The sequence below is a fragment of the Salipiger sp. PrR007 genome (assembly GCF_010499845.1).
Taxonomy (GTDB): domain Bacteria; phylum Pseudomonadota; class Alphaproteobacteria; order Rhodobacterales; family Rhodobacteraceae; genus Salipiger; species Salipiger pacificus_A.
In genome coordinates, this window is the sequence record NZ_JAAGOZ010000030.1 from 13,381 (window position 1) to 36,824 (window position 23,444).

Below are 23,444 nucleotides of genomic sequence, written 5' to 3' on the forward strand. Positions count from 1 at the left end.
TTTTCTCCCATGGCCCTGAAACTCCGTCCCAAGCGCTTCGGCCCGGTCTCGGTGCTCTTCGACCCCGAGGGGCCGGTGCGCTTCGTCTCGGGCGAGGGCGGTGAGCCGCTGCCCCATCCGCCCTATGACAAGCCGGTGCTGACCCTGATGGCCTCGGTGGCGCATTGTCTCGTGGAATCGCTGCGTATCGTCGCCAAGCGCGACGAGGTGGCTCTGCCCGCCTATGCAATCACCGTGACCGCCGAGAAGGCCATCGACGCGCCGGGGCGCCTGCAATCCATGGTCTGCCGCATCGAGGGCGACCTCGACGCCGAGATGCTGCGCGAGGCCAAGTCCATGTGCACCGTCAGCAACACGCTGAACTGCAAGATCACCCTCGAGTGAGGCCGCCATGTGCCCCCGGCGCGGCTTGTGAAGCCTTGCCGGATGGGGCATGTGACATCATCTTCGTGGCAACGGAAAGGATCGTGTCATGGACTACAGCAAGATGGGCGGCGGACGCCCGGGCTCGAACAAGCCCAAGTTCAGTGCGGAAGACCTCAAGCGCGAGGGCAAGGCCGGCACTGGCGGCAAGGCCAGCAAGGAAGAACTCCTCGCGCGCATGAAGGCACAGAACGCGGCAAAAAAGAAGGACTGACCCTTCAGGGCGGTCCCGGGGCGGTTCGGGGGAAGTCCGGGCGCGGCCCAAAGCGCGCGCGTCTCGCGCGACTCACATTGCCGGACCTCAAAAGAAAAAGGCGCGGGAAATCCCGCGCCTTTCGTCTGTTCGGGAGGCCCCGATCAGTTCTTTGCCTTGTCGACCATCTTGCCGGCCGAGATCCAGGGCATCATGCCGCGCAGCTTGGCGCCGGTGGCTTCGATCTCGTGCTCGTCGTTGGCACGGCGCGAGGCCTTGAGGGTCGGCTGACCCACGGCGTTCTCGAGCATGAAGTCGCGGACGAACTTGCCCTGCTGGATGTCGGTGAGGACTTCCTTCATCGCCTTCTTGGTCTGCTCGTAGGGCAGGATGCGCGGGCCGGTGACATACTGGCCGTACTCGGCGGTGTTCGAGATCGAGTAGTCCATGTTGGCGATGCCGCCTTCATAGATCAGATCGACGATCAGCTTCACTTCGTGCAGGCACTCGAAGTAGGCCATTTCCGGCGCGTAGCCGGCTTCCACCAGCGTCTCGAAGCCGCAGCGGATCAGCTCGACAAGGCCGCCGCAGAGCACGGCCTGCTCGCCGAAGAGGTCGGTCTCGCACTCTTCGCGGAAGTTGGTCTCGATGATGCCCGAGCGGCCGCCGCCGATGGCCGAGCAGTAGGACAGGCCGATCTCGAGCGCCTTGCCCGAGGCGTCGTTGTGAACCGCCACGAGGCAGGGCACGCCGCCGCCCTTGGTGTATTCGCCGCGCACGGTGTGGCCCGGGCCCTTCGGCGCCATCATGATGACGTCGACGCCTTCTTTCGGCTCGATCAGGCCGAAGTGCACGTTGAGGCCGTGGGCGAAGGCGATGGCGGAGCCTTCCTTCAGGTTGTCATGCACGTATTTCTTGTAGGTCTCTGCCTGCAGTTCGTCGGGCATGGTGAACATGATCAGGTCGCACCAGGCCGCAGCTTCCGCGATGCCCATGACCTGCAGGCCTTCGGCTTCGGCCTTCTTGGCCGAGGGCGAGCCTTCGCGCAGGGCGACGACGAGGTTCTTGGCACCCGAGTCGCGCAGGTTCAGCGCGTGGGCGTGGCCCTGGGAGCCGTAGCCCAGGATGGCCACTTTCTTGTCCTTGATCAGGTTGATGTCGCAATCGCGATCATAATAGACGCGCATGGGTCTTTTCCTTCCTTGGTGCAGCCTTGCTGCGGGTCTTGGTGCGGGCGGTTTGTTGCGCCGCGTGGTTATGAGGCGCAATTTACGTAGCCCGCAGCGATACGGCTTGCATTTTTCTTGAGTATTTCGCGGAAAGATGAAAGATCATTCTCGGAATGACTAATTAACGGAGAAATCATGCTCGACGACACAGACCGGCGTATCCTCCGCCAGTTCCAGGCGGCACCTGACCTGCCCGGCGCCGAACTGGCCGAGCGGGCAGGGGTCACGCCCTCGACGCTGGCGCGGCGGCTGGCGGCCATGCGTGAGAAGGGCGTTCTGCGCGGCACGCGCGGGGTGATCCACTGGCCGGCGCTTGGCTACGAGCTCGAGGTGTCGCTGCGCGTGGAGCTCGACAAGACCGTCGCCAGCGCCTTTGACGAGTTCCTCGCGGCGGCGCGGCAGGTGCCCGAGGTGATCGAGATCCAGACCTTTCTCGGCTCGATTGACGTCCGCCTCGCGGTGATCGCGCGGGACCTGACCCACTACCAGCAGCTCTACAGGGGCAGGATCCTCACCTTGCCGCATATCTCGGATATCGAGGCGCTGATGCACGTGGCGCTGGTCAAATCCGACGAAACGGTTCCGCTATGATCGACATGGACGATACCGACCGCGCGCTGGTGCTGGCGCTGGCCAAGGATGCGGGCGCGAGCGCAGGCGCGCTGGGGCGCGAGCTTGGTCTCTCGCAGCCCGCCTGTTGGCGGCGCATCCAGCGCCTGCGCGAGGCGGGCGTGTTCCGCAAGCCGCGGCTCGATCTCGACCTCGAGGCGCTGGGGTTCGGCGTGACGGTCTTTCTCGGCGTGAAGCTCGCCACGAAGGGGCGGGTCAGCCTCGAGGACTTCGAGCGGGCTGTTTCGGCCATTCCCGAAGTGCAGATCGTCGAGCACGTGCTGGGCGCCTTCGACTACCGCCTGCGGGTGGTGGCGCGCGACATTCCCGATTTCGAGCGGGTGCTGCGGCGGCGGATCATGACCCTGCCCGGGGTAGGGCGGGTCGAGGCAAATGTGGTGCTGACCGAGGAGCGGCGGCCCGGGCCGCTCTGATCCCGCGCTAGGTCTGCTCCGTGTCTGCTCTGGGTCCCGCGACCATCGGAGGTTTTGCCAATCGCTGCGCAACGCGCTAACCCCTTGCGCAACAGCAAAGGAGTATGCCCATGGCGCTGCGCAAGGATGTGGACCCCAGCGGTCTCGACGAATTCTCGGTGGTCTTTACGGATCGCTCGCTCAACCACATGTCGGGGGCCTTTCAGCAGGTGATGCGCGACATCACGGCAGGGCTGCGCGAGGTCTATGGTGCCGACGGGGTGGCGATCGTACCCGGCGGCGGCACCTACGGCATGGAGGCCGTCGCCCGCCAGTTCGGACGCGGCGCCAAGGCGCTGGTGGTGCGCAACGGCTGGTTCTCCTTCCGTTGGAGCCAGATCTTCGAGGCCGGCGGCTTCGGCGGTGAGGTCACCGTGATGAAGGCCCGGGCCACCGGCAACGGCGCACAGACGCCCTTCGCCCCGGCGCCGATTGAAGAGGTCACCGCCAGGATCCGCGAAGAGCAGCCCGACATCGTCTTCGCCCCGCATGTGGAGACTGCCGCCGGGATCATCCTGCCCGACGACTACGTCACCGCCCTCGCTGCGGCCGCGCATGAGGTCGGCGCGCTGATGGTGCTCGACTGCATCGCCTCGGGCTGCGTCTGGGTCGACATGAAGGCAACCGGCGTCGATGTGCTGCTTTCCGCGCCGCAGAAGGGCTGGAGTTCGACCCCTTGCGCGGGCCTCGTGATGATGTCCGAGCGCGCGCTGGCGCGTCTGGACGAGACCACCTCGGACAGTTTTGCGCTCGATCTGAAGAAGTGGCGCCAGATCACCGCGGCCTACGAGGCGGGCGGCCATGCCTATCACGCCACCATGCCCACCGATGGCCTGCGCATGTTCCGTGACGCGATGGAGGAAACGCGGGAGTTCGGCTTTGCCGAGGCCAAGGCCGCGCAGGTCGAGTTGGGCCGCAAGGTGCGCGAGCTGCTGGCGTCGAAGGGCGTGGTCTCGGTGGCCGCCGAGGGCTTTGGCGCGCCGGGGGTGGTGGTCAGCTACACCTCCGACCCCGAGGTGCAGTCGGGCCGCGCCTTTGCCGAGAGGGGTACGCAGATCGCCGCCGGCGTGCCCCTGCAGGTGGACGAGCCCGCGGGCTTCTCGACTTTCCGCCTCGGTCTTTTCGGCCTCGACAAGCTCAAGGACGTCGACGCCACCGTCGCGCGGCTCGACAAGGTGCTCGGCGAAGTTCTCTGAGATGCGCCGGGATGCGCCCTTGGGCGCATCCCGTTTACAGGCCGTAGTGCCGGTGGGGTCTCGGCAGTCGGGCAAGCTTATCTCCGGCGCGGCGCCGTTGGGCCGCCGGGGCAGTGCCCGGCTCAAAATGGTTCCTGGCTCGTTCCGAAAACCGATCAGCGACGGCGGCGCAGGGATCGCGCCGCCGCGCATCACATGCGGCGGCTCAGCCCAGGGCGAAATCGCGGCGCGTGCGTTCCTTGATCTCGATCGAGAAGCCCGGGGCAGAGGGGGCCAGGTAGGCCCCGTTCCGCACCACGCAGGGATCGGTGAAATGCGTGTGCAGGTGGTCGACGTACTCGGTGCGCCGGTCGTCCTTTTCGCCGCAGATGGCGACATAGTCGATCATGCTCAGGTGCTGGACGTATTCGCAAAGCCCGACGCCGCCCGCGTGCGGCCAGACCGGCAGCCCGGCCTTGGCGGCCATCAGCTGCACGGCAAAGACCTCGTTGAGCCCGCCGAGCCGGCAGGCATCGATCTGCACCACGTCGATCGCGCCCGAGGCGATGAGCTGCTTGAACATCACGCGGTTCTGGCACATCTCGCCGGTTGCGACCTTGATGGGGGCAACGCCCTCGCGGATCGCCTTGTGGCCGAGGATGTCATCGGGCGAGGTCGGCTCCTCGATGAACCACGGCTTGGCGAAGGACAGGCGGTTCACCCAGTCTATGGCCTCGCCGACCTCCCAGACCTGATTGGCGTCGATCATCAGCGTGGCGTCGGGGCCGAGCTCTTCGCGGAAGATGGTCAGCCGTCGGATGTCGTCGTCGAGATCGCGGCCGACCTTCATCTTCACATGCGTGAAGCCCTGTGCCCCCGCCTCGCGGCAGAGCCGCCGCAGCTTGTCGTCGGGGTAGCCGAGCCAGCCGGCCGAAGTGGTGTAGCACGGGTAGCCCTCGTCGAGCAGCGTGGCGATGCGGTCGGGCTTGCCGCGCGCGGCTTCCTGCAACAGCTCCAGCGCCTGCGCGCGGTCGAGAAAGTCGGTCATGTAGCGGTAGTCGGGGATGCGCGCGAGCTCTTCGGGGCTCATCTCGGAGACAAAGCGCCAGACGGGCTTTCCCGCCTCGCGCGCCATGAGGTCCCAGACCGCGTTGACCAGCGCCCCGGTTGCGAGGTGGATGACGCCCTTCTCCGGGCCGACCCAGCGCAGCTGGCTGTCGCCGGTGATCTCGCGCCAGAAGGCACCGGGGTCGGCGCGGATGTCGTCGGTGTCGCGCCCGATCACCTGACCCTTCAGCGCCTGGATCGCCGCCACGCAAAGCTCGTTGCCGCGCCCGATGGTGAAAGTCAGCCCGTGACCCTCGTGCCCGCCGTCTGTCTCAAGCGTCACGTAGGCCGCCGAATAGACGGGATCGGGGTTCATCGCATCGGAGCCGTCGAGGCCGCCTTCCGAGGGGAACCGCAGGTCCCATGTTTTCAGGCCGGTAATACGTGTCATGCCGCAGCCTCCTTTTTCTAAACGTTGTGGATGTGGTCTCGGGCCAGCAGCAACGCGCCCCACGGGTTGTCCCCCTCCACGGTCTCATAGCGCTTGCCGGACTGCGGGGGCCCAGGGTCATCCTGCGCGCGCGCGGCGGCGACGCAGGTCCGGGTGGGATTGGCGATGGCGGGGCGGACGAAGCGCAGCGGGTCGTGACCGAAGGAGAAGGCGAGCAGGTTGATCTCTGTCGCTGTCGACCTGACGGAGATGGAGAAGATCATCTCGCCACGACAGACACGGCCACCGAATTCTGATGTCGCCACGGACTGGGCATCCGTGTGATGCGAGAAGAAATCGGCGATCCGCCCGGCTCGGACGGCGAAACCGGTCTCGGGGATCGTGTGGCCACAGCCCTCGTGGACTTCGCAGAACCCGATCTCTCCAAACCGGCGTTGGCGGCGCTTCGCGCGGCAAGGACCTCCGCTGAAGCGGTCGTCAGATCGTCCATGGTTCTCCTTCCAGAAAATCCGCGAGAGGTAATCACTCACTTATGGGTATTCTATTCATATACAAATAGAACGGGCGCTACCTGTCAAGGAATTCCGCTGGAGACGCAGGCCGTATTCTTATATGAATGATCCAATTCACAGAGAGCAGCATGACCGACACCAATGACCGCTACCGCGCACCGGCGCTGGACAAGGGGCTCGATATTCTCGAGCTGCTTGCCGGGATCGAGGTGGGGCTCACCCAGGCCGAGATCGCCAAGGCGCTCGGCCGTTCGCCAAACGAGTTCTACCGGATGCTCGAGCGGCTCGCCCGTCGCGGCTATGTCGCCCGGGTCGAGGGGGACCGCTATGCGCTGACCCTCAAGATGTTCGGCATGGCGCAGTTCCACGCACCGACCCGGCGGTTGGCGTCCCTCGCGACACCGCTGCTGCGCGATCTGGCTGCCCGCACGCGTCAGGCGAACCAGCTCGTTGTCTTTGATCGCGGCAGCGCCGTGGTCATCGCCCAGCAGGAGGCGCCGGGCTACTGGGGCATCTCGATCCGCGTTGGCAGCCACTTGAGTCTTTTTGACACTGGCTCGGGCAACGTGCTGCTGGCCTTTGCCAGCCCCGAGCGGAGGCGGGCCATGGTGGCCGAGAACAGCGACACCGGCGCCCCGGCCCGCGAGATCCCCGCCGAACTGGAGGCCCGCTTCGAGATCGTTCGCGCCCGCGGGTACGAGGTGAAACCCTCGGCGCAGACAGTGGGAGTCACCAACCTCTCGGCCCCGGTGCTGGCGCCGAGCGGCGAGGCCATCGCTGCCGTCACCATTCCCTACCTGCCTCTGGTCGACCGCGAATCCGCGCCCAGCCCCGAGCGGGCAACCGAGGCGCTGGTCGAGACAACGGCTGAACTGTCGCGATTTGCCGGATATGGGGTGGAGGGGGAGACATTTGCATCTGAATGATCCATTCTTGAGTGAATGACTCGCTCACGGAGGAGCAGATGCAAGACCCCGCCATTCTGGACAGCCACCTTCACCTCGTGCGCCGGGACCGGCTCGATTACCCGTGGCTGTCCGGTGCCCCGGCGCTCGACCGGGATTGGCTGCTCGAGACCTACGCCGAGGAGGCCCGGCGCATCGGAATCGGCGGCGCGATCCACATGGAGGTGGATGTCGCCGACGCGCGCCTCGAAGACGAGACCGCCTGGATCGGAGAGCTCGCCGCCAGCGGCACCTTCCCGATCCGCGGCGCGATTGCAGCGTGCCGTCCCGAGGCGCCGGACTTCCCGGCTTACCTCGAACGCTCGGCCGCGCGTGCGCTGGTTGTCGGCTTCCGCCGCGTGCTGCACGTGGTGCCCGACGATGTCTCGCAGGGCGAGCTCTTCCGGCAGAACCTCCGCCTGCTCTCTGGTCCCGATCTGCCCTTCGATCTCTGCGTGCTCGCACGGCAACTGCCACTGGCGATCGAGCTGGTGGACGCCGCGCCCAACACCCGCTTCGTGCTCGACCATTGCGGCGTGCCGGATATCGCGGGCGGACAATGGGACACCTGGGCGCGCGATCTCGCCGAGATCGCCAAACGAGCCAACGTGTCGGCCAAGATCTCGGGTGTCGTCGCCTATGGCGGCGCGGGCTGGACGCTGGACGAACTTGCCCGCTGGGTCAGCTACACCGCCGAGACCTTCGGTCCCGAGCGCCTCTGCTGGGGCGGCGACTGGCCGGTGAACACGCTGGGCGGCGGGCTCTCCACCTGGGTGGCCGCCACCCGCGCGATCTTTGCCGGCTGCAGCGCCGAGGAGCGTGCCGCGCTCTATGCCGGGAACGCGGCGCGTATCTGGAAACTCTGAGCCTCGGAAGGTCACGGCGAAGAGCTTGTCGAGGTCGTCTCTGGCGGCCTCGACCCTTCCATGCTTCAGAGCGCCATTGATGCGCTCCGAGCCTTCCTGCCGGAACGGCGTGTGGCCATGGTGGCGGGGGCACGGGCTCGCGGTCACCTGGCGCTCATTCTTTCGGGGAGATTTATCCTCGCATAAGACTGACTGCGTCGCTCTAGGTGCGTCCGGCCCGATGGCGGGGGGCTCATAGGAACGCACGTGGACCCCATTTCCGGTACCCGCGTGCGGACTGCGTTCAGAAGGCCCTGTCAGCCCAGATCACCTGCGAAGACCACCAGCTCGCGCGTCGCCGCCCTCAGGGCGAAGGCGCGTGCAGCCTGGTACTCGGGGTCGTCGTAGCAGGCCTTGGCCAGGGCGAGGCTCTCGAACTCCACCAGCAGGATGCGCGATTTGTCCCCGGCCTCGACCAGCGCGGGCGCGTCGTCGCCGCGGCGCACCCTGGCGCCGTATCTTGCCGCGATGGACGCCCAGAGGCGCCCGTAGTCCGCCTGCGCGTCGGCGTCGGTCACGTCGGTGCCGAGCACCAGCCAATAGCCTTTCATCGGGGTCATCCTTCCCTGGTCGGATCGTGTCGCGGCAGGTCTAGCGCGGCGGGTCCCGCGCGGGAAGGGCCGGGCGCCAGGAGGGCGCAGACAGTGACCTTACGCATCCGCAGCGTGTCTTCGGGCATCCGGCCAATCGTCACCCCCCGGCGGGCGGTCATCGCGAGGCCCGGGGCGAGCCCGCTTCAGGTCAGCTGCTCTGCGTCCGGCCGGCGCAGGCCTCCGCAACCTGATCGGCGCGATGTTTGCGGCGTGAAACGAATGAAACAGCCCGCGCAATCGGCCTGAAACGCGCGGCCGTCAGAACTTCTGTCCATCGGAAGGGCTCAGCGCCCAACGAGTTCACCAGACCCCAAATGGACAGGAGTTCAGACATGACCACCCAGACCCTCGAGAAGCCCGCGAAGACCGCCATGAACGGCGTCGACGTTCCCACATTCCTGGCCACGCTCGGCGTGGTCGGCGAGACCCCCGAGATTGCAAAGTTCACGTTCCGCGCCGACGGAGAGTGGCTCTCGGGGACCCACAGCCGCACTGCCTTCACCGGATTTCACGGCGCCATGCAGGATATGCAGCATCGCCGTGACTACGCCGTCGAATGCGATCACCCGCAGGTGCTCTGCGGGGCCGACAACGGCGTGACCCCGGTCGAACTGCTGCTTGCCGCGCTGGCTTCCTGCATCACCGCGGGCATCGGCAATATCGCCTCGATCCGCCAGGTGAAGCTGCACGCAGTCGAGACGAAGATCGAGGGCGACATCAACCTCAACGGCATCCTCGGCCTCGACAAGTCCGCCCGCAACGGCTTCACCGGCGTCCGCATGGCGGTCTCCATCCGCGGCGATGCTCCGCAGGAGACACTGCGCGAGATCGTCGAGCAGTCGGTCGCCCGCTCCGCAGTCTTTGACGTGCTGAGCAACGGTGTGCCGGTCTCGGTCGAGATGGCCGCCTGAGCCCTCGCGACGCCCCCGTGACGCCCCTGTGACAGACCGCCCGCGCCATCCGGGGCGCGGGCCAGCGCTTTCAACCCTGCCTCTAATGGAGCGACCCATGCCCCGATTCAACGCCCCCGCCGCCAAGCCCGGTTACGGCTCCGGCTTCGACCACGTCGCCCTGCGCGACACCATCGACGACTTCCGCACTTGGTGGGACCGGAGTTGCCTGCTCGCCCACGCGCCGATGATCCCGTCGAAGGAGAGTTCGATGCCGATGGCTGCCTGAGCCCTGCAGAGCCCCCTTCCTCGCCTCCCTCAATCCTCCCTGACGGCCCGCCGCTCTGCGCTGCGGGCCTTTGCTTTGCGGCGGGGCAGCGCGCGCTGAAACAGTCGAAACGTCGAACCCCCTTTCGCGAGGCATGGGCGAAACGCGGGGCGGGCAGTCTTCGGAAAACCGCAACGGAGAAACCCGATGAGCACTGCCACCAACGTCCTGATCCTCGGCGCCGGCCAGGCCGGTCTCGCCCTCAGCTGGTCCCTGTCGCGCCGCGGTATCGACCACATCTTGCTCGAGCGCGGACGGGTTGGCGAACGCTGGCATTCCGAGCGTTGGCCGGGGCTGCACCTGCTGACACCCAACTGGATGAACCGCCTGCCGGGTCCCTGGTCCGAGGATGCCCCCGAGGGCTTCATGTCCGCCGCCGCGTTTGCCGCCCGCCTCGAGAGCTACCGCGCGGCGATCTCGGCCCCGGTGGTCACGGGCTGCGAGGTGCAGTCGGTGACGCGCGAGAACGGCCGCTTCCGGATTGTCGCGGGTGGGCGGCCGTGGTTCTCCCGGGCGGTGGTCATCGCCACCGGCGCCTGCGACCTGCCGGCGGTCCCGGTCTGGGCCGAGGGCTTGCCGCAGGAGATCACCCAGGTCGTGCCGACGCGCTACCGAGGCGCCGAGGCTCTGCCCGAGGGCGGCGTGCTGGTCGTCGGTGCCTCGGCCACCGGGGTGCAACTGGCCGCCGAGATTCAAGCCTCCGGGCGCCCGGTGACGCTGGCGGTGGGCCGCCATGTCCGCGCGCCGCGCCGGTACCGGGGTCGCGAGCTCTTCGAGCTGCTCTCGCAGAGTGGCTTTCTCGGTGCCTCGCGTCCCGAGGAAGCCGACCCTGCCCATCTGATGGCGCTGCCCTCGCTGCAGCTCACCGGTTCCGGCGGTGGCGGGGCACTCGGTCTCGACCACCTGCGGGCCATGGGCGTGCGGCTGGTGGGGCGGGCGCTGCGGGCGGAGGGATCCGTGCTGCAGTTCGACCCTGACCTCGGAGCCGAGATCGACGCGGGCGAGCGGCGGCGGCGCAAGCTGCTGACCCAGCTCGAGACCCATCTCGTCGCGACCGGGAGCCTGTTGCCCGCCGATCCGGAAGCCTGGCGGGCGCCCGATCTCCCGCGCGCCGGGCCACAGAGTCTCGACCTCTCGGCGCAGGGCATCCGCACGGTCGTCTGGGCGACCGGTTTCCGCCGCAGCTACCCGTGGCTGCACCTGCCGGTGCTGAACGCCGCGGGCGAGCTGGACACCGACCGAGGGATCGCCGCCGTGCCCGGGCTCTACGCGCTCGGACTGCCGTTCCTCCGCCACCGGGCCTCGGCCTTCATCCATGGGGTTGGACGCGATGCCGAAGACCTCGCCCCGATCATCGCCGCCGGCTTGTGCCGGGGCAGTCAACTTGCCGCCTGACAAAAGGAATATCCACATGACCACAGCAACTTACGACGTCCTCATCGTGGGCGCCCGCTGCGCTGGCGCGGCCACGGCCCTGCAGCTCGCGCGGAGCGGCGCCCGGGTCCTGCTGATCGACGGTGCCCGTGCCGGCACCGACACAATGTCCACCCATGCGCTGATGCGCGGGGCGGTCATGTTGCTGGAGCGCTGGGGTCTCGCCGAACCACTCCGCGCGGCGGGAACCCCGCAGATCGCGCGCACGAGTTTCATCTATGGCGCCGAGACCTTCGACATCGCGCTCCGCCCCGAGCACGGCGTCAAGACCCTGATGGCGCCGCGCCGCCACCTGCTCGACCGTATGCTGGCCGAGGCCGCTGCCGAGGCGGGCGCGGAGCTGCGCTATGAGACGCGCTGCGCGGCGCTGATCCATGACCCGCAAGGCCGGGTCACCGGCGCGCGGCTGGCCCTGGCCGATGGCACCCCGCGCGAGGTCTCGGCCGGGCTGGTCATCGGTGCCGACGGCAAGCGTTCGCGCGTGGCGCGGCTCGCGGGGGCCGAGGTCACGCGGCAGGCGCGCCATACGGTGGCCTGCGCCTACCAATATTTCTCGGGACTGCCCAACCGTGGCTTCCGCTGGCATTTCACCAACGGCGCCGCGGGCGGGATTATCCCGACCAATGACGGCGGAAGCTGTGCCTTCGTCGCGCTCCCGGAAGACTCCCACGCCGCGCTGCGCAGCGCTCCGGTGCAGGCGCTTGCGGCGCGCCACATGCCGCGGATGGCCGAGGACATGGCCGGGGCCGAGCCCGCCGAGGCGCGGGTGATCTTCGCGGGGCTCAAGGGCTACATGCGCCGCTGCGCTGGCCCGGGCTGGGCTCTGGTGGGCGACGCCAGCTGGTTCCGCGACCCGATCACCGCCCATGGCATCACCGACGCCTTCCGGGATTCCGAGCTGCTGGCGGAGGCCGTGAAATCGGGCACCCTGGGCAGCTACGAGGCCCGGCGGGATCAGCTCTCGTTGCCGATCTTCGAGCTTTCCGACCGTATCGCCAGCCTCGACTGGAGGCTGGATGAACTGGCCGATCTGCACAAGCAGCTGAACCGCGCGATGAAGGCGAACCAGGCATGGATTGCCGGGGAGCGCGACGAGGTGCGGCGCGTCGCCTGAGCAGCGGGGATGGCCCAGTGAGGCCATCCCTTCCGCGCAGTGCACCTCTCGGCCCGATCGCCGCTGCGCTGAAACACTCGAAACAAATCCGTCCCCGCCAAGACACGCGGCTGAAACGGGGGGCGCTGAGGCTGGGGGTTCCCCGCCGGACGAAAACCTTGCCACAGAGGTGCAAGATCCCGCATGTTTGTAGGACATTTCAGATCAGCAGATTTCTATAGCGAAAAGCCGCGCGCTCCGGGGGAGATGGCCATGGAGAAGTCCCTGTTCGACAAGTACGGCGGCTTTTCCGTCGTCAGCAAGATCGTCCTCGACCTCTACGACCGGCTGCTCGACGACGATGACGTCGGCCCGTTCTTCGACGAGATCGACATGGCCCGCATCGTCGATCACCAGACCAAGTTCGTCTCGTCGCTGATGGGCGGCCCGGCCTCCTATACCGATGACCAGATCCGCAAGATGCACGCCCACCTCGAGATTCATCAGCGGCATTTCGACAAGCTGCAAAGCTTGCTGCGCGCGACGCTCGCGGATCACGGCGTCGCCCCCGAGGATCAGGCTGCGATCCTTGCCGCCTTCGAGGCGCGGCGCGACCTGGTGACGGAGTAGCGCCATGACCATCGCCGCGATCAACGAGCAGCTGCTGAGGGCGATCGGGGTCGGGGTGGCGCTGCTCGATCTGCAGAGCCTGCGCCTGCGCTTCTGCAACGACACCTTCCGCGGCTGGTTCGGCGAAATCGAGGTGGGTTCGAAGCTGCTCGAGCAGTTCCAGGATTTCGACACCGAGGCGCTGCGTGCCGAGCTCGCCGCCGAGGGGCGCTACACCACCGAGACGACCTTTCGGCTGCGCCGCCGCACGATGACCGTGGCGATGGATTTCAACCGCGCGCTCGACGAGGACGAGCCGATCGCGGTGCTGGTGTGCCAGAACATCTCGCGCATCAAGGAGCTGGAGTCGATGATCGACAGCTACTCCATGATGGTCGAGCGCAACACCCGCGAGATCAAGCGCGAGAAGGAGCAGGTCGAGAAGCTGCTGCTCAACATGATGCCGCGCTCGGTCTACGAGGAATACAAGACCTTCGGCATCGTCACCCCGCGGCTCTACGATCCGGTCTCGGTGGTCTGCATCGACTTCGTCGGCTTTTCCGAGATGGTCAGCGCGCATGAGCCGGGGGTGATCGTCTCGGAGCTCAACGACATCTACACCGCCTTCGACCGCATCGGCGAGCAGTTCGGCTGCGCGCGGATCCGGGCGGTGGGGGATCTCTACATCGGCGTCGCCGGCTTGCCCGATCCCACCGAGGACCACGCGCAGGCCGCTGCCAATGCCGCCATCCGCTTCATGCGATACCTGAACCAGCGCAACGGCAGTCACCCGATCCAATGGTCATGCCGCGTCGGCATCGCCGCGGGGGCGGTGGTCGGCTCGGTGGTCGGCGTGCAGAAATACATCTACGACGTCTTCGGACCGGCGGTGATCACCGCCGGACAGCTGCGCTACAAGGCTGAGCCGATGACCATTTCCGGCAACCGCGCGGTGGTCGAGCGGCTCGGTGATGCGTTCACCGCCGCCGAGGCGGGCAGCATCACGCGCTCGGACGGCAGCGAAGAGACGGTTTTCCGCATCGCCGCCGAGATGCGCGCGCCGCAGGAGCGCTGAGATGGCGGTGCGCTTCGACCCTTCGGTGCCGGAACCGGCGGAGGGCGCGGCGCGGCGTCCCGCCGACATGCTGGCCGAGGTGATCGATGCGCTGTCCGAGGGTCTCGCGATCTTCGACGAGAATGCAGGGTTGCTGCGCTTCAACCGCGGCTTTGCCGAGATGAACCCGTCGGTGGCGAACCTTCTGGCCGAAGGGCTGGGCTGGTCGCTCCTGCTGCGTGAATGGGTCCTGCGGGGAGGTCTGAGCGCGTCGGACGCCGAGCGGCTCAGCTTCATGGAAGCGCGGCTCGCGGGCGGCGATTGGATGGTCACCCCGCTCGAGATCGAGGCCGGCGACCGCGTCACCGAAATCCTGCTGCGCAGCACCGCGGCGGGTGGCTTCGTGCTGGTGCAGACCGACATCACCGAGCGCCGCGCCTTCGAGGAGACCGAGCGCGCCGCCGACCAGCTTGTGCGCAAGGTGCTGGAAAGCTGCCCGGCCAATATCATCATGTCCCGCGTCGGCGACGGCGAGGTGATCTATCGCTCACCCGCCGCCACCGAGCTTCTTGGCAGCGCCGAGCACACCCACGCGCATTTCGCCTCGCGCGCCGAGCGAGCCGATTTCATCACCGCCGTGCTGCCCGACGGGCGGGTTGACGACATGCCGGTCACCGGCATCCGTGCCGACGGGCGGCGCTTTCCGAGCCTCGTGTCGGCACGGCTGATCCAGTACCGGGGCGAGGATGTGCTGGTCTCGTCCACCGTCGATGTCTCAAAGGAGGTGGACCTGCGCCGCCGCCTTGCCGCGCAGCGCGAGCAGATTTTCCAGGCCGAGAAAATGTCGGCCCTCGGCGAGCTTCTGGCCGGTGTGGCGCATGAGCTGAACAACCCGCTCTCGGTGGTGGTTGGTCATGCGCTGATGCTGCGCGACGAGGAAATCTCTGACGAGGTGCTGCGCCGGGTCGAAAAGATCTCGGATGCCGCCGAACGCTGCGCCCGGATCGTGAAGTCCTTTCTCGCCATGGCCCGCCAGCAGCCGGCGCGGCTGGTGCCCATGGACATCGCCGAGACCGTCGAGACCGCCGTGGGGGCGCTCTCGCAGAGCGCCGAGGGGCTGGCGGCTGAGGTCTCTCTGGACATTGCCGCCGACCTGCCGCCGGTGCGCGGCGACGCCCATCAGATCGCGCAGGTGGTCATCAACCTCGTGACCAATGCCGATCAGGCCATCGCCGAAAGCGGCACCGGAGGCCGGATCGACGTTTCGCTGACCCACCACCCCGAGGCGCAGCTGGTCGAGCTTCGTGTCGCCGACGACGGTCCGGGCATCCCCAAGCACATTCGCAGCCGCATCTTCGACCCGCTCTTCACCACCAAGCCCGTCGGTGCGGGCACCGGCATCGGGCTGGCGCTCTGCCACCGCATCGTCACCGCCCATTCCGGCACCATCGCCCTCGCCGAGGGCGGGCCGGGCGCCACACTGGTGGTGCGCCTGCCAACCACCGAGGTGGACTCCGCGCCTGCCCCCGGCAGGGCGCCGTCAGAAAAGCCTGCCGGGCGCGGCGCGGTGCTTGTGGTCGACGACGAGGAGGATGTGTCGGACCTCATCCGCGAGATCCTCCTGCGCGACGGCTTCGAGGTGACCGTGGCGAACTCGGCCGAGGCGGCGCTCGCGCTGCTGACGGCGCAGGACTTCGCGCTGATCCTCACAGATCTCAACATGCCCGGGCTTGGCGGTCGCGGCTTTTACGAGCGGCTCCTGCGCGACCGCCCTGCGATGGCCCGCCGCATGGGCTTTGTCACCGGCGACACGATGAGCCCGCAGGCGCGCGGCTTCCTTGACGGTGCCGGTCGGCCCTTCCTCGAAAAGCCCATTTCCCCCGAAGAGCTCCGCCGCCTCGCCCGCGCCATGCTGGAGGGCGGCGCATGAGTGATCACGTGCTCATCTGCGACGACGAGCAGGACCTGCGCGAGATGGTTGGCGAATACCTCGGCAAGCGCGGCTACCGCACGACGCTGGCGGGCGGCGCCGCGGAGCTGCGCGAGAAGCTGGCGCAGGAGCGGCCCGATCTCATCCTTCTCGACATCAACATGCCCGGCGAGGACGGGCTTTCCGTGCTGCGCAGCCTGCAGGGGCCCGAGGCGCCCATGGTCATCATGCTGACCGCCGCCGGCGAGGTGATCGACCGCGTGGTCGGCCTCGAGATGGGGGCAGATGATTACCTTGCCAAACCCGTGGACCTGCGCGAGCTTGCCTCGCGGATCAAGGCGGTGCTGCGCCGCCAGACCACGGCCCCCGAGGCGGCGCCGCGCGCACGCACCCGCTTCCGGTTCGGCAAGACCTGGCTCGACCTCGACGCGGCGAAGCTCTTCGACGAGGCGGGCATCGAGCTGCCGCTCACCGCGATGGAATTCAACCTTCTCAAGCTCTTCGCCCGCAATCGGGGGCGCGTGCTCAATCGTGACCAGATCCTCGAAGGGGCGCACGACCGGTCGTGGGATCCCTTTGACCGGTCGATCGACATCCGCATTTCGCGCCTTCGCAAGAAGATCGAGGTCAACCCGGCGAAGCCCGAGGTGATCCGCACGGTGCGCGGCGTAGGGTACATCTACGATCCGGGCTGACAGAATTGAAACACGCGCGCCGCCTTCCGGACACGCGCGCGAAACACCGACCGGACAGACTGGCTGCATCATCCGACACAATGGAGAGCGCCATGACCCTGACCCCGCAGCACATCACCGACATCCGCCTCAGCTGGCAGGTGCTGGCCAGCGACGCTGACGGCTTCGCATCGGGCTTCTACCACCGCCTGTTCCGCCGCGATCCGGACCTCAGGCCCCTCTTTGCCAGCACCGATCTGCCCGCGCAGCGCCGAAAGCTGATCACGGCGATCGCGCTCGTCGTGCGCCATGCCGACGATCTTTCGCCCGTGCTCGGCCCGCTCGCGGAGCTTGGCGCCCGCCACTTGGGCTACGGTGTGAAGACCCGCGACTACACCACCGTCGGCGGCGCGCTGATCGAGACCATGGAAGCGCAGATGCAGGGGGCCTTCACGCCCGAGGTCCGTGACGCATGGCTCACCGCCTACGGGGCCGTGGCCGGAACGATGATGGCCGGAGCCGAGACGGCCACCCGGCGCGCGCGTGCCTGAGGTGATCGCCATGCCCGCTGCGCCCGCTCCCTCGATTTCGCCCGCCGCACTGACGGCGGCGGGGCCGCGCAGGCGCCTTGTCGCCGGGGCGCTGGCCTCGGCTCTCGGGGTCTTCGTCCATTGCCTTCTCCCGCTTCTCTGAGCGCTCTACACAAAGGGATTTTCTCATGACCAGAGCTTTCCAGAACATCCTGCAGACTGTCGGCCGTACGCCCATCGTCCGCATCAGAAAGCTCGCGCCCGAGGGCGTCGAGCTTTACGTCAAACTCGAGGCCTTCAATCCAATGGGCTCGGTCAAGGACCGGCTGGCCCTGGGCATCATCGAGGCCGCGGAACGCGACGGCTCGCTCGGGCCCGGCCAGACGGTCGTCGAGGCGACGAGTGGAAATACCGGCATCGGCCTTGCCATGGTCTGCGCCGCCAAGGGCTACCCGCTGGTGGTCACCATGGCCGAGAGCTTCAGCATCGAGCGCCGCAAGCTGATGCGCTTTCTTGGCGCCAAGGTCATCCTGACCCCGGCCTCGGAAAAGGGCTCCGGCATGATCGCCAAGGCGCGCGAGTTGGCCGAGAAGCACGGCTGGTTCCTTGCCCGGCAGTTCGAGAACGAGGCCGGGCCTGACTTCCACTCGCGCACCACGGCGCAGGAAATCCTCGATTGCTTCGAAGACGCGCCGCTCGACTATTGGGTGAGCGGTTTCGGAACCGGCGGCACGCTCAAGGGCGTGGCGCGGCGGCTGAAGGCCGAAAGCCCCGGCACGCGGATCGTCGCCGCCGAGCCGGACAATTCCGCGCTGCTCGCCTCGGGGTGGTGCCAGCCCTACAACGCCGACGGCTCGCCCGCCGCCAGCCATCCCGCGTTTCGCCCGCACCTGATGCAGGGCTGGTCGCCGGACTTCGTGCCGAAGCTGGTCGATGACGTGCTGCGCGAGGAATGGATCGACGCGCTGCAGCCGGTCGCCGGCGCCGACGCGATGAGGTGCGCGCAGGAGCTCGCGCGCCACGAGGGCATCCTCTGCGGCACCTCGGGCGGCGCGACTTTTGCCGCCGCGCTCGAGGTGGCACGGCACGCGCCGAAGGGCGCGCGCATCCTCGCCATGCTGCCCGACACCGGCGAGCGGTACCTCTCGACCCCGCTCTTTGCCGAGATCGAGGAGGTGATGAATGCGCAGGAGCTGGACATCGCCGCCTCCACCCCGCGCTTCCGCTTCGACGCGGGCGCCAGCACCCCGGCGCCGCAATCCGCGCCGGTGGCGGCGAGCGGAAAGGCCAAGGCCGAGCTGGAGGCGCTGATCTCGGACCCGGCGCAGCCGGTGGTTTTTTCGCGCTGGAGTGGTGCGAGTTCTGCTGGTCGGTGCGCAAGCTCTTCGCCGCGGCGGGGATCGAATACCTCTCCGTGGATCTCGACGGGGCGGCCTACCGCGAGGGCGATCGCGGCGGCGCGCTGCGCCGGGCGCTGGCCGAGAAGACCGGCGCGGTGACCATTCCGCAGATCTTCATCGGCGGCAGGCACGTCGGAGGCGCCACCGAGACCTTCGATGCCTTCAACAGCGGTGCGCTGCAACAGATGCTGGCCACCGAGGGCCGAGAGGTGCATACCGAGGGCATCGGCTATGCCTATGGCTTCTTGCCTGCCTGGCTGCACCCGCGCACGCCGGCCACCGCCTGAGGAGGCGAAACGATGCAAGAGATCTGCAAGGACACCCCCGCGCAGCCGGGCCGCTACCGCTGGGTCATCGTGGGCGCCGCCTCGGTGGTGCTGGCGGTGGCCATGGGGCAGCTCGTCAATGGGCTCTCGGCCTTCTTCACCCCGCTCGAGCAGAGCGAAGGCTGGAGCCGCGGCGACATCGCCCTGATCAACTCGGCGGGGCTGATCGGTCTTGCCATCGGTGGCATCGCGATGGGCTGGCTGGCCGACCGGATCGAGACTCGCAAGGTGGTGCTGGCCGGGACCATCGTCACCGGGCTCTGCGTGACCGCGGCGGGTTTTGCCAGCACGCTCTGGCAGCTCTATGCGCTCTTTTTCGTGGCGGGCGCGCTTGGCGGCGGGGCGCTGTTCGCGCCGCTCTTCGCCCTTGTCGGCAGCTGGTTCCGAACCGGTGCGGGGCTGGCGATCGGCATCGTCTCGGCCGGGCAGGCCATGGGGCAGGGCGGCATCCCGCTCGCCAACGCCATGCTGATCGACGCCTTCGGCTGGCGCGGTGCCTTCGTCGCCATCGGCCTCGCCTCGCTCGCCATCATGGTGCCGCTTGCCCTGCTGGCCCGCGCGCCGAGCGCCTCGGAAGGTGCCGGCGCTCAGGCCGAGAAAGACGCGCCCGCCGTCCACCCCGCTGTGGTGGTGGTGCTGATGAGCCTTGCTGTCATCTTCTGCTGCGCATTGATGTCGGTGCCGCTGATGCATCTCGCGCCGCTGGTCGAGCTTTGCGGCGCGACCGGCCCCGAAGCCGGGGGCGTGCTTTTCGTCATGATGCTGACCGCCATCGCCGGCCGTGTCGCCTTCGGCAAGCTTGCAGACATGATCGGCGCGCTGCCGGCCTATCTGGCGGCAAGCGTTTGGCAGACGGCGCTGGTCTATCTTTTTATCCAGATCGACGACATCGGGCTCTTCTACCTTTTCGCGCCCATCTACGGCTTCGGCTATGCCGGGGTGATGACCGGGGTGCTGACCACCCTCCGCGCGCTGATCCCGGCCCGGTTCCGCGCCAGCGCAAGCGGCATCGTCATCGCCTTCGCCTGGGGCGGTCACGGGCTGGGCGGATGGCTCGGGGGTCTGTTCTTCGACCGCACCGGCAGCTACGATCTGACCTTCGGCGTGGCCGCGATGGCCGGGCTGGTGAACCTCGCACTGCTTTTGGCCCTCGGGGCACTGGTGGTGCGCGGCAAGTCCGGGCCGCCCTCGCAACAGGCGTTGGCCCGAACGGCCTGAGGTTTCCGCACGGGAGACCGCGGCAGGGCCACGAGGGGCAGGGCGCCTTCCCCCGGACCGCCGGACTACACGCCATCCCGCAGCGCGCGACCTCGCGTCCCCCTTCAGAGGTCCTCGAGCGAGGCCATGAACTGCGAGAAAAGCTCGCCCTGCGAGCTTACCCCCAGCTTGCCGTAGATATTGCGCCGGTGGATGCGCACCGTGCCGGGGGCGATCCCCAGCGCGTGGCCGGTGGCCTCGGCGGAATGGCCCTTGAGCGTGTATTCGACGATCTCCGCCTCGCGCGGGGTCAGCAGGTTGCGCCCGAAACTCTGGAAGGCATCGTCGATCAGCTTGGGCAGGCGCGGCCCCTCGCTGCTCGGCTGCCCAGCGAAGTCCTCGATCAGCCCCGCCCAATGGCGCTTCGCGCAGGCTTCGACGAAGGGAAAGATCGTCTGGAAGTCGCGGAATTCCCGCGCCGAAAACGCCTTCAGCTCGCGCATCGCCGATATCACGACGCTTACATCGTCACCAACGTCAACGATAAAGCCTATTTCTTCGGCAAGCCCGGTCTGCACATAGTAGTTCCGGAAGTATTCGGCTTGGTAGAAGCGGTCGGGCGCAAGCTCGCGCAGGCGCACCAGCCGGGACGTCGTGGGAGCGGCGGAGTGGAGGTAGAACGGGTCCAGAAGATAGGGGCCTTCCTGGTAGTCATCGACCATGACCCGCCGCTTGGCGCTGGGAAAATCGTCATAGATATCAATAGGTCGGCGGTCCTTATAATAGGCGAAGGTGACGGTGAACTCGAAGGGCACGACAGCGCGCATCGCCGCGGTCAGCGCCTTCGGAAAGCGCGGGGTGCCAATGGCAGAGACGACCTCTGTACTCGCCGCGACCCAGCCTTCTACGTCAAATTTCCCAGCCATCTATGCCCTTTGTGGTATATACAACCATTTACCGTTTTTGTACCTTTTTTGAAAATTACGGCATATGCCGCTCGGCGCAAGGGGAAACAGCCATGCCGGGCAAGAGGGGATAAGCCGGGCCGGGGAGCACGATGATTCAGGAACCGCACATGACCGACGCCACCACCACTCACGTCCGCGCGCCGGAGGCCGTGGCGGAATTCGTCGGCGCGACCAAGCGCTTCGGCGAGGTACTGGCTGCCGACCGCATCGATCTGCGCATCCGGCGCGGCGAGTTCCTGTCGTTCCTTGGTCCCTCGGGCTGCGGCAAGACGACGGCGCTGCGCATGCTGGCGGGCTTCGAAAGCCCGACCGAGGGCGAGGTGCTGATCGATGGGCGCGATGTCTCGGCGGTTCCTGCGCACAAGCGCCCGGTCAACATGGTCTTCCAGCACTACGCGCTCTTTCCGCATATGACCGTGGCGCAGAACGTCGGCTACGGGCTGCGCCAGCGCCGCCCGCGCCTGCCGAAGCGCGAGATCGAGATCAAGGTCGCCAAGGCGCTCGCCACGGTGCGGCTGACCGATTTCGGCCCGCGCCGGATCTGGGAGATGTCGGGCGGCCAGCAGCAGCGCGTGGCACTGGCGCGGGCCATCGTCAACGAGCCGCAGATCCTGCTGCTCGACGAACCCATGGCCGCGCTTGACGCCAAGCTGCGCGGCGAGATGCAGCGCGAGCTCTTGGAATTGCAGCGCAGCCTCGGGATCACCTTCGTGCTGGTCACCCACGATCAGGAGGAGGCGCTCGCGATGTCCGACCGCATCTGCATCATGGGCAAGGGCCGGATCGCGCAGGTGGGCACCCCGCAGGAGCTCTACGACCGCCCGCGCAGCCGCTACGTCGCCGATTTCGTCGGTAAGGCCAACATCGTCTCGGGGCAGATCACCGGCCGTCAGGGCGGCATGGCGCAGGCGGTTCTGGGCAACGGCGTCAAGGTGGTGCTGCGCGACGAGCCCGGCGACGCGCGCACCTCGGCCGAGATCGCCGTGCGCCCCGAAGCGCTGGCTCTCGCGCTGCGCGAAAGTGCTGTCCCCGCGGGGACAGCGGCTGTCCCCGCGCGCATCACCCACCGAACCTTCCTGGGAAGCCACTCCGAATACCTGCTGACGGCCGAAGGAATCGGACCGCTTCAGGTGAATATCCCGCGACAGGCCGAAAGAGCCCTGGGCGGACATGACGTGGGCGCCTCTGTCCACGTGCTCTGGCCGGAGGGAACGGGTCTCGTTCTCGCCGCCGACGACTGAAGACATCCACATAAGTCAAAGTCCACCAAGGGAAAATCGAAATGAAAGACGACAACACGCCGATCTCGCGCAAGGCGTTCATGGAAGAGCTGCGGCGCTTCCAGAAAGGCTCCGTGACCCGTCGCCACTTCCTCGGGGTGACCGGCCTCGGCACCGCTGCGGCGGTGATGGGCGGCGCCATGCCGGGCCTGCTGCCAACCCGCGCCCGTGCCCAGGACATCGGCGACCGCGTGGTGCTGGCGACCTGGCCGAACTACCACGATCCGGCCAACTTCGATGCCTTCACCGACGAGACCGGCGCCTATACGCAGGTCAACGTCTTCGGCTCGAACGAGGAAATGCTGGCGAAGATCCAAGCCGGCGGCTCGGGCTGGGACGTCTTCGTGCCCACCAACTACGCCATCCCGACCTATGTCGAGGCCGACCTGATCGAGCCGCTCGACCTGAGCAAGATCCCGAACTTCGACGCGGCGGCTTTTGAGAAGCGCTTCTCGGACGCGGGCACCATCGACGGCGTGGTCTACGGCGTGCCGAAGAACTGGGGCACCACCGGCATCGCCTTCAACTCCGACAAGACCGGCGGCGTTGTGGACAGCTGGAAGGCCTTCTTCGACGGGGCGCGCGACAAGTGGGACGGCCGCGTGATGGTGCATGACTATCAGCTCACCACCATCGGCAATGCACTGTGCTACCACGGCTTCTCGTTCAACTCGGTAGACCCCGAGGAACTGGCTCAGGCCGAGAAGCTGCTGATCGACGTCAAGCCGCACCTCTACGCGATCTCGTCCGACTACCAGCCGGCGATGCGCAACGGCGATGCCTGGCTGACCATGTGCTGGACCGGTGACGGCAAGCAGATGAACACCGACATGCCCGAGATCGGCTTCGCGCTCGGCAAGGAGGGCGGCGAGATCTGGTCGGACTATTACGCCATCCCCAAGGACGCGCCGCACAAGGAGGCCGCCTACGCGCTGATCAACTTCCTGCTGTCGTCGGAGGTGAACGCCAAGGAGGCGCTCGCCCACGGCTACCCGGTGGCCGACAGCCGCACCAACGCGCTGCTCCCCGAAGAGCTGCTGAACGATCCGATCATCTACCCGGCTGCCGAAGCGCTCAGCCCGCTGGAGTTCGGCGCGGCGGTGACCCTGACCGACCCGAACCGCGCCGAGCTGATGGCGCGCTTCAAGTCGGCGTAAGACAGAAGACGGAGACAGGA

At 67.5% G+C, this 23,444-nt stretch carries 25 protein-coding genes and 1 pseudogene; 21 read left to right on the plus strand and 5 right to left on the minus strand.

What is annotated here, in order from left to right; all coding sequences use genetic code 11:
* Positions 1–9 precede the first annotated feature (9 nt).
* Complete coding sequence (locus G0Q01_RS14480; RefSeq protein ID WP_164196136.1) at positions 10–384, plus strand: OsmC family protein; 375 nt, start codon at positions 10–12, stop codon at positions 382–384.
* Positions 385–472: 88 nt separating this feature from the next.
* On the plus strand, positions 473–637 hold the full coding sequence (locus tag G0Q01_RS26595; protein WP_193989074.1) for a hypothetical protein: 165 nt from the start codon (positions 473–475) through the stop codon (positions 635–637).
* 143 nt (positions 638–780) lie between these two features.
* On the opposite strand, the gene ilvC is transcribed toward G0Q01_RS26595, so the two are convergent.
* Positions 781–1,803, minus strand: coding sequence for a ketol-acid reductoisomerase (gene ilvC / locus G0Q01_RS14485; RefSeq protein ID WP_164196137.1), 1,023 nt, complete (start codon positions 1,801–1,803; stop codon positions 781–783).
* 177 nt (positions 1,804–1,980) lie between these two features.
* On the opposite strand from ilvC, the gene G0Q01_RS14490 reads away from it, so the two are divergent.
* The 3 genes from G0Q01_RS14490 to G0Q01_RS14500 all read left to right on the plus strand — a co-directional run bounded on the left by G0Q01_RS14490 (position 1,981) and on the right by G0Q01_RS14500 (position 4,123).
* Positions 1,981–2,436, plus strand: coding sequence for an Lrp/AsnC family transcriptional regulator (locus G0Q01_RS14490; RefSeq protein WP_164196138.1), 456 nt, complete (start codon positions 1,981–1,983; stop codon positions 2,434–2,436).
* Positions 2,433–2,888 (plus strand): Lrp/AsnC family transcriptional regulator, encoded by a 456-nt coding sequence (locus G0Q01_RS14495; protein ID WP_108969306.1) that lies wholly within the window; start codon positions 2,433–2,435, stop codon positions 2,886–2,888. Before G0Q01_RS14490 ends, G0Q01_RS14495 begins: the two co-directional genes overlap by 4 nt.
* Before the next feature lie 110 nt (positions 2,889–2,998).
* The gene (locus tag G0Q01_RS14500; RefSeq protein ID WP_164196139.1) at positions 2,999–4,123 is read left to right on the plus strand and encodes an aminotransferase class V-fold PLP-dependent enzyme; all 1,125 of its coding nucleotides are present in this window, start codon (positions 2,999–3,001) and stop codon (positions 4,121–4,123) included.
* Between the two features lie 205 nt (positions 4,124–4,328).
* Here G0Q01_RS14500 and G0Q01_RS14505 read toward each other — a convergent pair whose 3' ends face one another.
* Positions 4,329–5,600, minus strand: coding sequence for an L-fuconate dehydratase (locus G0Q01_RS14505; RefSeq protein WP_164196140.1), 1,272 nt, complete (start codon positions 5,598–5,600; stop codon positions 4,329–4,331).
* Between the two features lie 17 nt (positions 5,601–5,617).
* The gene (locus G0Q01_RS14510) at positions 5,618–6,130 is read right to left on the minus strand and encodes a dehydratase (RefSeq protein WP_203595031.1); all 513 of its coding nucleotides are present in this window, start codon (positions 6,128–6,130) and stop codon (positions 5,618–5,620) included.
* A gap of 110 nt (positions 6,131–6,240) precedes the next feature.
* Here G0Q01_RS14510 and G0Q01_RS14515 point away from each other — a divergent pair, with 110 nt between their 5' ends.
* Together G0Q01_RS14515 and G0Q01_RS14520 are read left to right on the plus strand one after the other, a co-directional pair.
* The gene (locus G0Q01_RS14515; RefSeq protein ID WP_164196141.1) at positions 6,241–7,038 is read left to right on the plus strand and encodes an IclR family transcriptional regulator; all 798 of its coding nucleotides are present in this window, start codon (positions 6,241–6,243) and stop codon (positions 7,036–7,038) included.
* A 38-nt stretch (positions 7,039–7,076) separates the two neighbouring features.
* Positions 7,077–7,922, plus strand: a complete 846-nt coding sequence (locus G0Q01_RS14520; RefSeq protein WP_164196142.1) for an amidohydrolase — start codon at positions 7,077–7,079, stop codon at positions 7,920–7,922.
* 296 nt (positions 7,923–8,218) lie between these two features.
* Here G0Q01_RS14520 and G0Q01_RS14525 read toward each other — a convergent pair whose 3' ends face one another.
* Positions 8,219–8,512: a DUF1330 domain-containing protein gene (locus G0Q01_RS14525; protein WP_164196143.1), complete on the minus strand. Its 294-nt coding sequence runs from the start codon at positions 8,510–8,512 to the stop codon at positions 8,219–8,221.
* Between the two features lie 374 nt (positions 8,513–8,886).
* Between G0Q01_RS14525 and G0Q01_RS14530 the strand changes: the two genes are divergently transcribed.
* The 12 genes and pseudogenes from G0Q01_RS14530 (at position 8,887) to G0Q01_RS14580 (ending at position 20,040) form a co-directional block, all read left to right on the plus strand.
* A complete protein-coding gene (locus tag G0Q01_RS14530; protein ID WP_164196144.1) occupies positions 8,887–9,465 on the plus strand; it encodes an OsmC family protein in 579 nt (192 codons plus the stop codon).
* A 97-nt stretch (positions 9,466–9,562) separates the two neighbouring features.
* Positions 9,563–9,733, plus strand: a complete 171-nt coding sequence (locus G0Q01_RS14535) for a hypothetical protein (RefSeq protein ID WP_164196145.1) — start codon at positions 9,563–9,565, stop codon at positions 9,731–9,733.
* Between the two features lie 186 nt (positions 9,734–9,919).
* A complete protein-coding gene (locus tag G0Q01_RS14540; protein WP_164196146.1) occupies positions 9,920–11,167 on the plus strand; it encodes an NAD(P)/FAD-dependent oxidoreductase in 1,248 nt (415 codons plus the stop codon).
* Between the two features lie 16 nt (positions 11,168–11,183).
* Positions 11,184–12,320, plus strand: a complete 1,137-nt coding sequence (locus G0Q01_RS14545; protein ID WP_164196147.1) for an NAD(P)/FAD-dependent oxidoreductase — start codon at positions 11,184–11,186, stop codon at positions 12,318–12,320.
* Between the two features lie 252 nt (positions 12,321–12,572).
* Complete coding sequence (locus tag G0Q01_RS14550) at positions 12,573–12,929, plus strand: group 1 truncated hemoglobin (protein ID WP_164196148.1); 357 nt, start codon at positions 12,573–12,575, stop codon at positions 12,927–12,929.
* Positions 12,930–12,933: 4 nt separating this feature from the next.
* A complete protein-coding gene (locus G0Q01_RS14555) occupies positions 12,934–13,983 on the plus strand; it encodes an adenylate/guanylate cyclase domain-containing protein (protein WP_164196149.1) in 1,050 nt (349 codons plus the stop codon).
* Position 13,984: 1 nt separating this feature from the next.
* The gene (locus tag G0Q01_RS14560; RefSeq protein ID WP_164196150.1) at positions 13,985–15,892 is read left to right on the plus strand and encodes an ATP-binding protein; all 1,908 of its coding nucleotides are present in this window, start codon (positions 13,985–13,987) and stop codon (positions 15,890–15,892) included.
* Positions 15,889–16,587, plus strand: coding sequence for a response regulator (locus tag G0Q01_RS14565; protein WP_164196151.1), 699 nt, complete (start codon positions 15,889–15,891; stop codon positions 16,585–16,587). Before G0Q01_RS14560 ends, G0Q01_RS14565 begins: the two co-directional genes overlap by 4 nt.
* A gap of 92 nt (positions 16,588–16,679) precedes the next feature.
* A complete protein-coding gene (locus G0Q01_RS14570) occupies positions 16,680–17,117 on the plus strand; it encodes a globin domain-containing protein (protein WP_164196152.1) in 438 nt (145 codons plus the stop codon).
* A gap of 167 nt (positions 17,118–17,284) precedes the next feature.
* Positions 17,285–18,322: pseudogene (locus G0Q01_RS14575) on the plus strand (PLP-dependent cysteine synthase family protein); the annotation flags it as partial.
* Between the two features lie 146 nt (positions 18,323–18,468).
* On the plus strand, positions 18,469–18,783 hold the full coding sequence (locus tag G0Q01_RS26600) for a glutaredoxin domain-containing protein (RefSeq protein WP_370526741.1): 315 nt from the start codon (positions 18,469–18,471) through the stop codon (positions 18,781–18,783).
* A gap of 12 nt (positions 18,784–18,795) precedes the next feature.
* Complete coding sequence (locus G0Q01_RS14580) at positions 18,796–20,040, plus strand: MFS transporter (RefSeq protein WP_164196154.1); 1,245 nt, start codon at positions 18,796–18,798, stop codon at positions 20,038–20,040.
* A gap of 104 nt (positions 20,041–20,144) precedes the next feature.
* Here the strand turns inward: G0Q01_RS14580 and G0Q01_RS14585 are convergent, their stop codons facing one another.
* Positions 20,145–20,945: a helix-turn-helix transcriptional regulator gene (locus tag G0Q01_RS14585; protein ID WP_108969276.1), complete on the minus strand. Its 801-nt coding sequence runs from the start codon at positions 20,943–20,945 to the stop codon at positions 20,145–20,147.
* Positions 20,946–21,094: 149 nt separating this feature from the next.
* On the opposite strand from G0Q01_RS14585, the gene G0Q01_RS14590 reads away from it, so the two are divergent.
* On the plus strand, positions 21,095–22,228 hold the full coding sequence (locus tag G0Q01_RS14590) for an ABC transporter ATP-binding protein (RefSeq protein ID WP_164196155.1): 1,134 nt from the start codon (positions 21,095–21,097) through the stop codon (positions 22,226–22,228).
* A gap of 41 nt (positions 22,229–22,269) precedes the next feature.
* Positions 22,270–23,424: a PotD/PotF family extracellular solute-binding protein gene (locus G0Q01_RS14595; protein WP_164213587.1), complete on the plus strand. Its 1,155-nt coding sequence runs from the start codon at positions 22,270–22,272 to the stop codon at positions 23,422–23,424.
* The last annotated feature ends 20 nt before the right edge of the window (positions 23,425–23,444 follow it).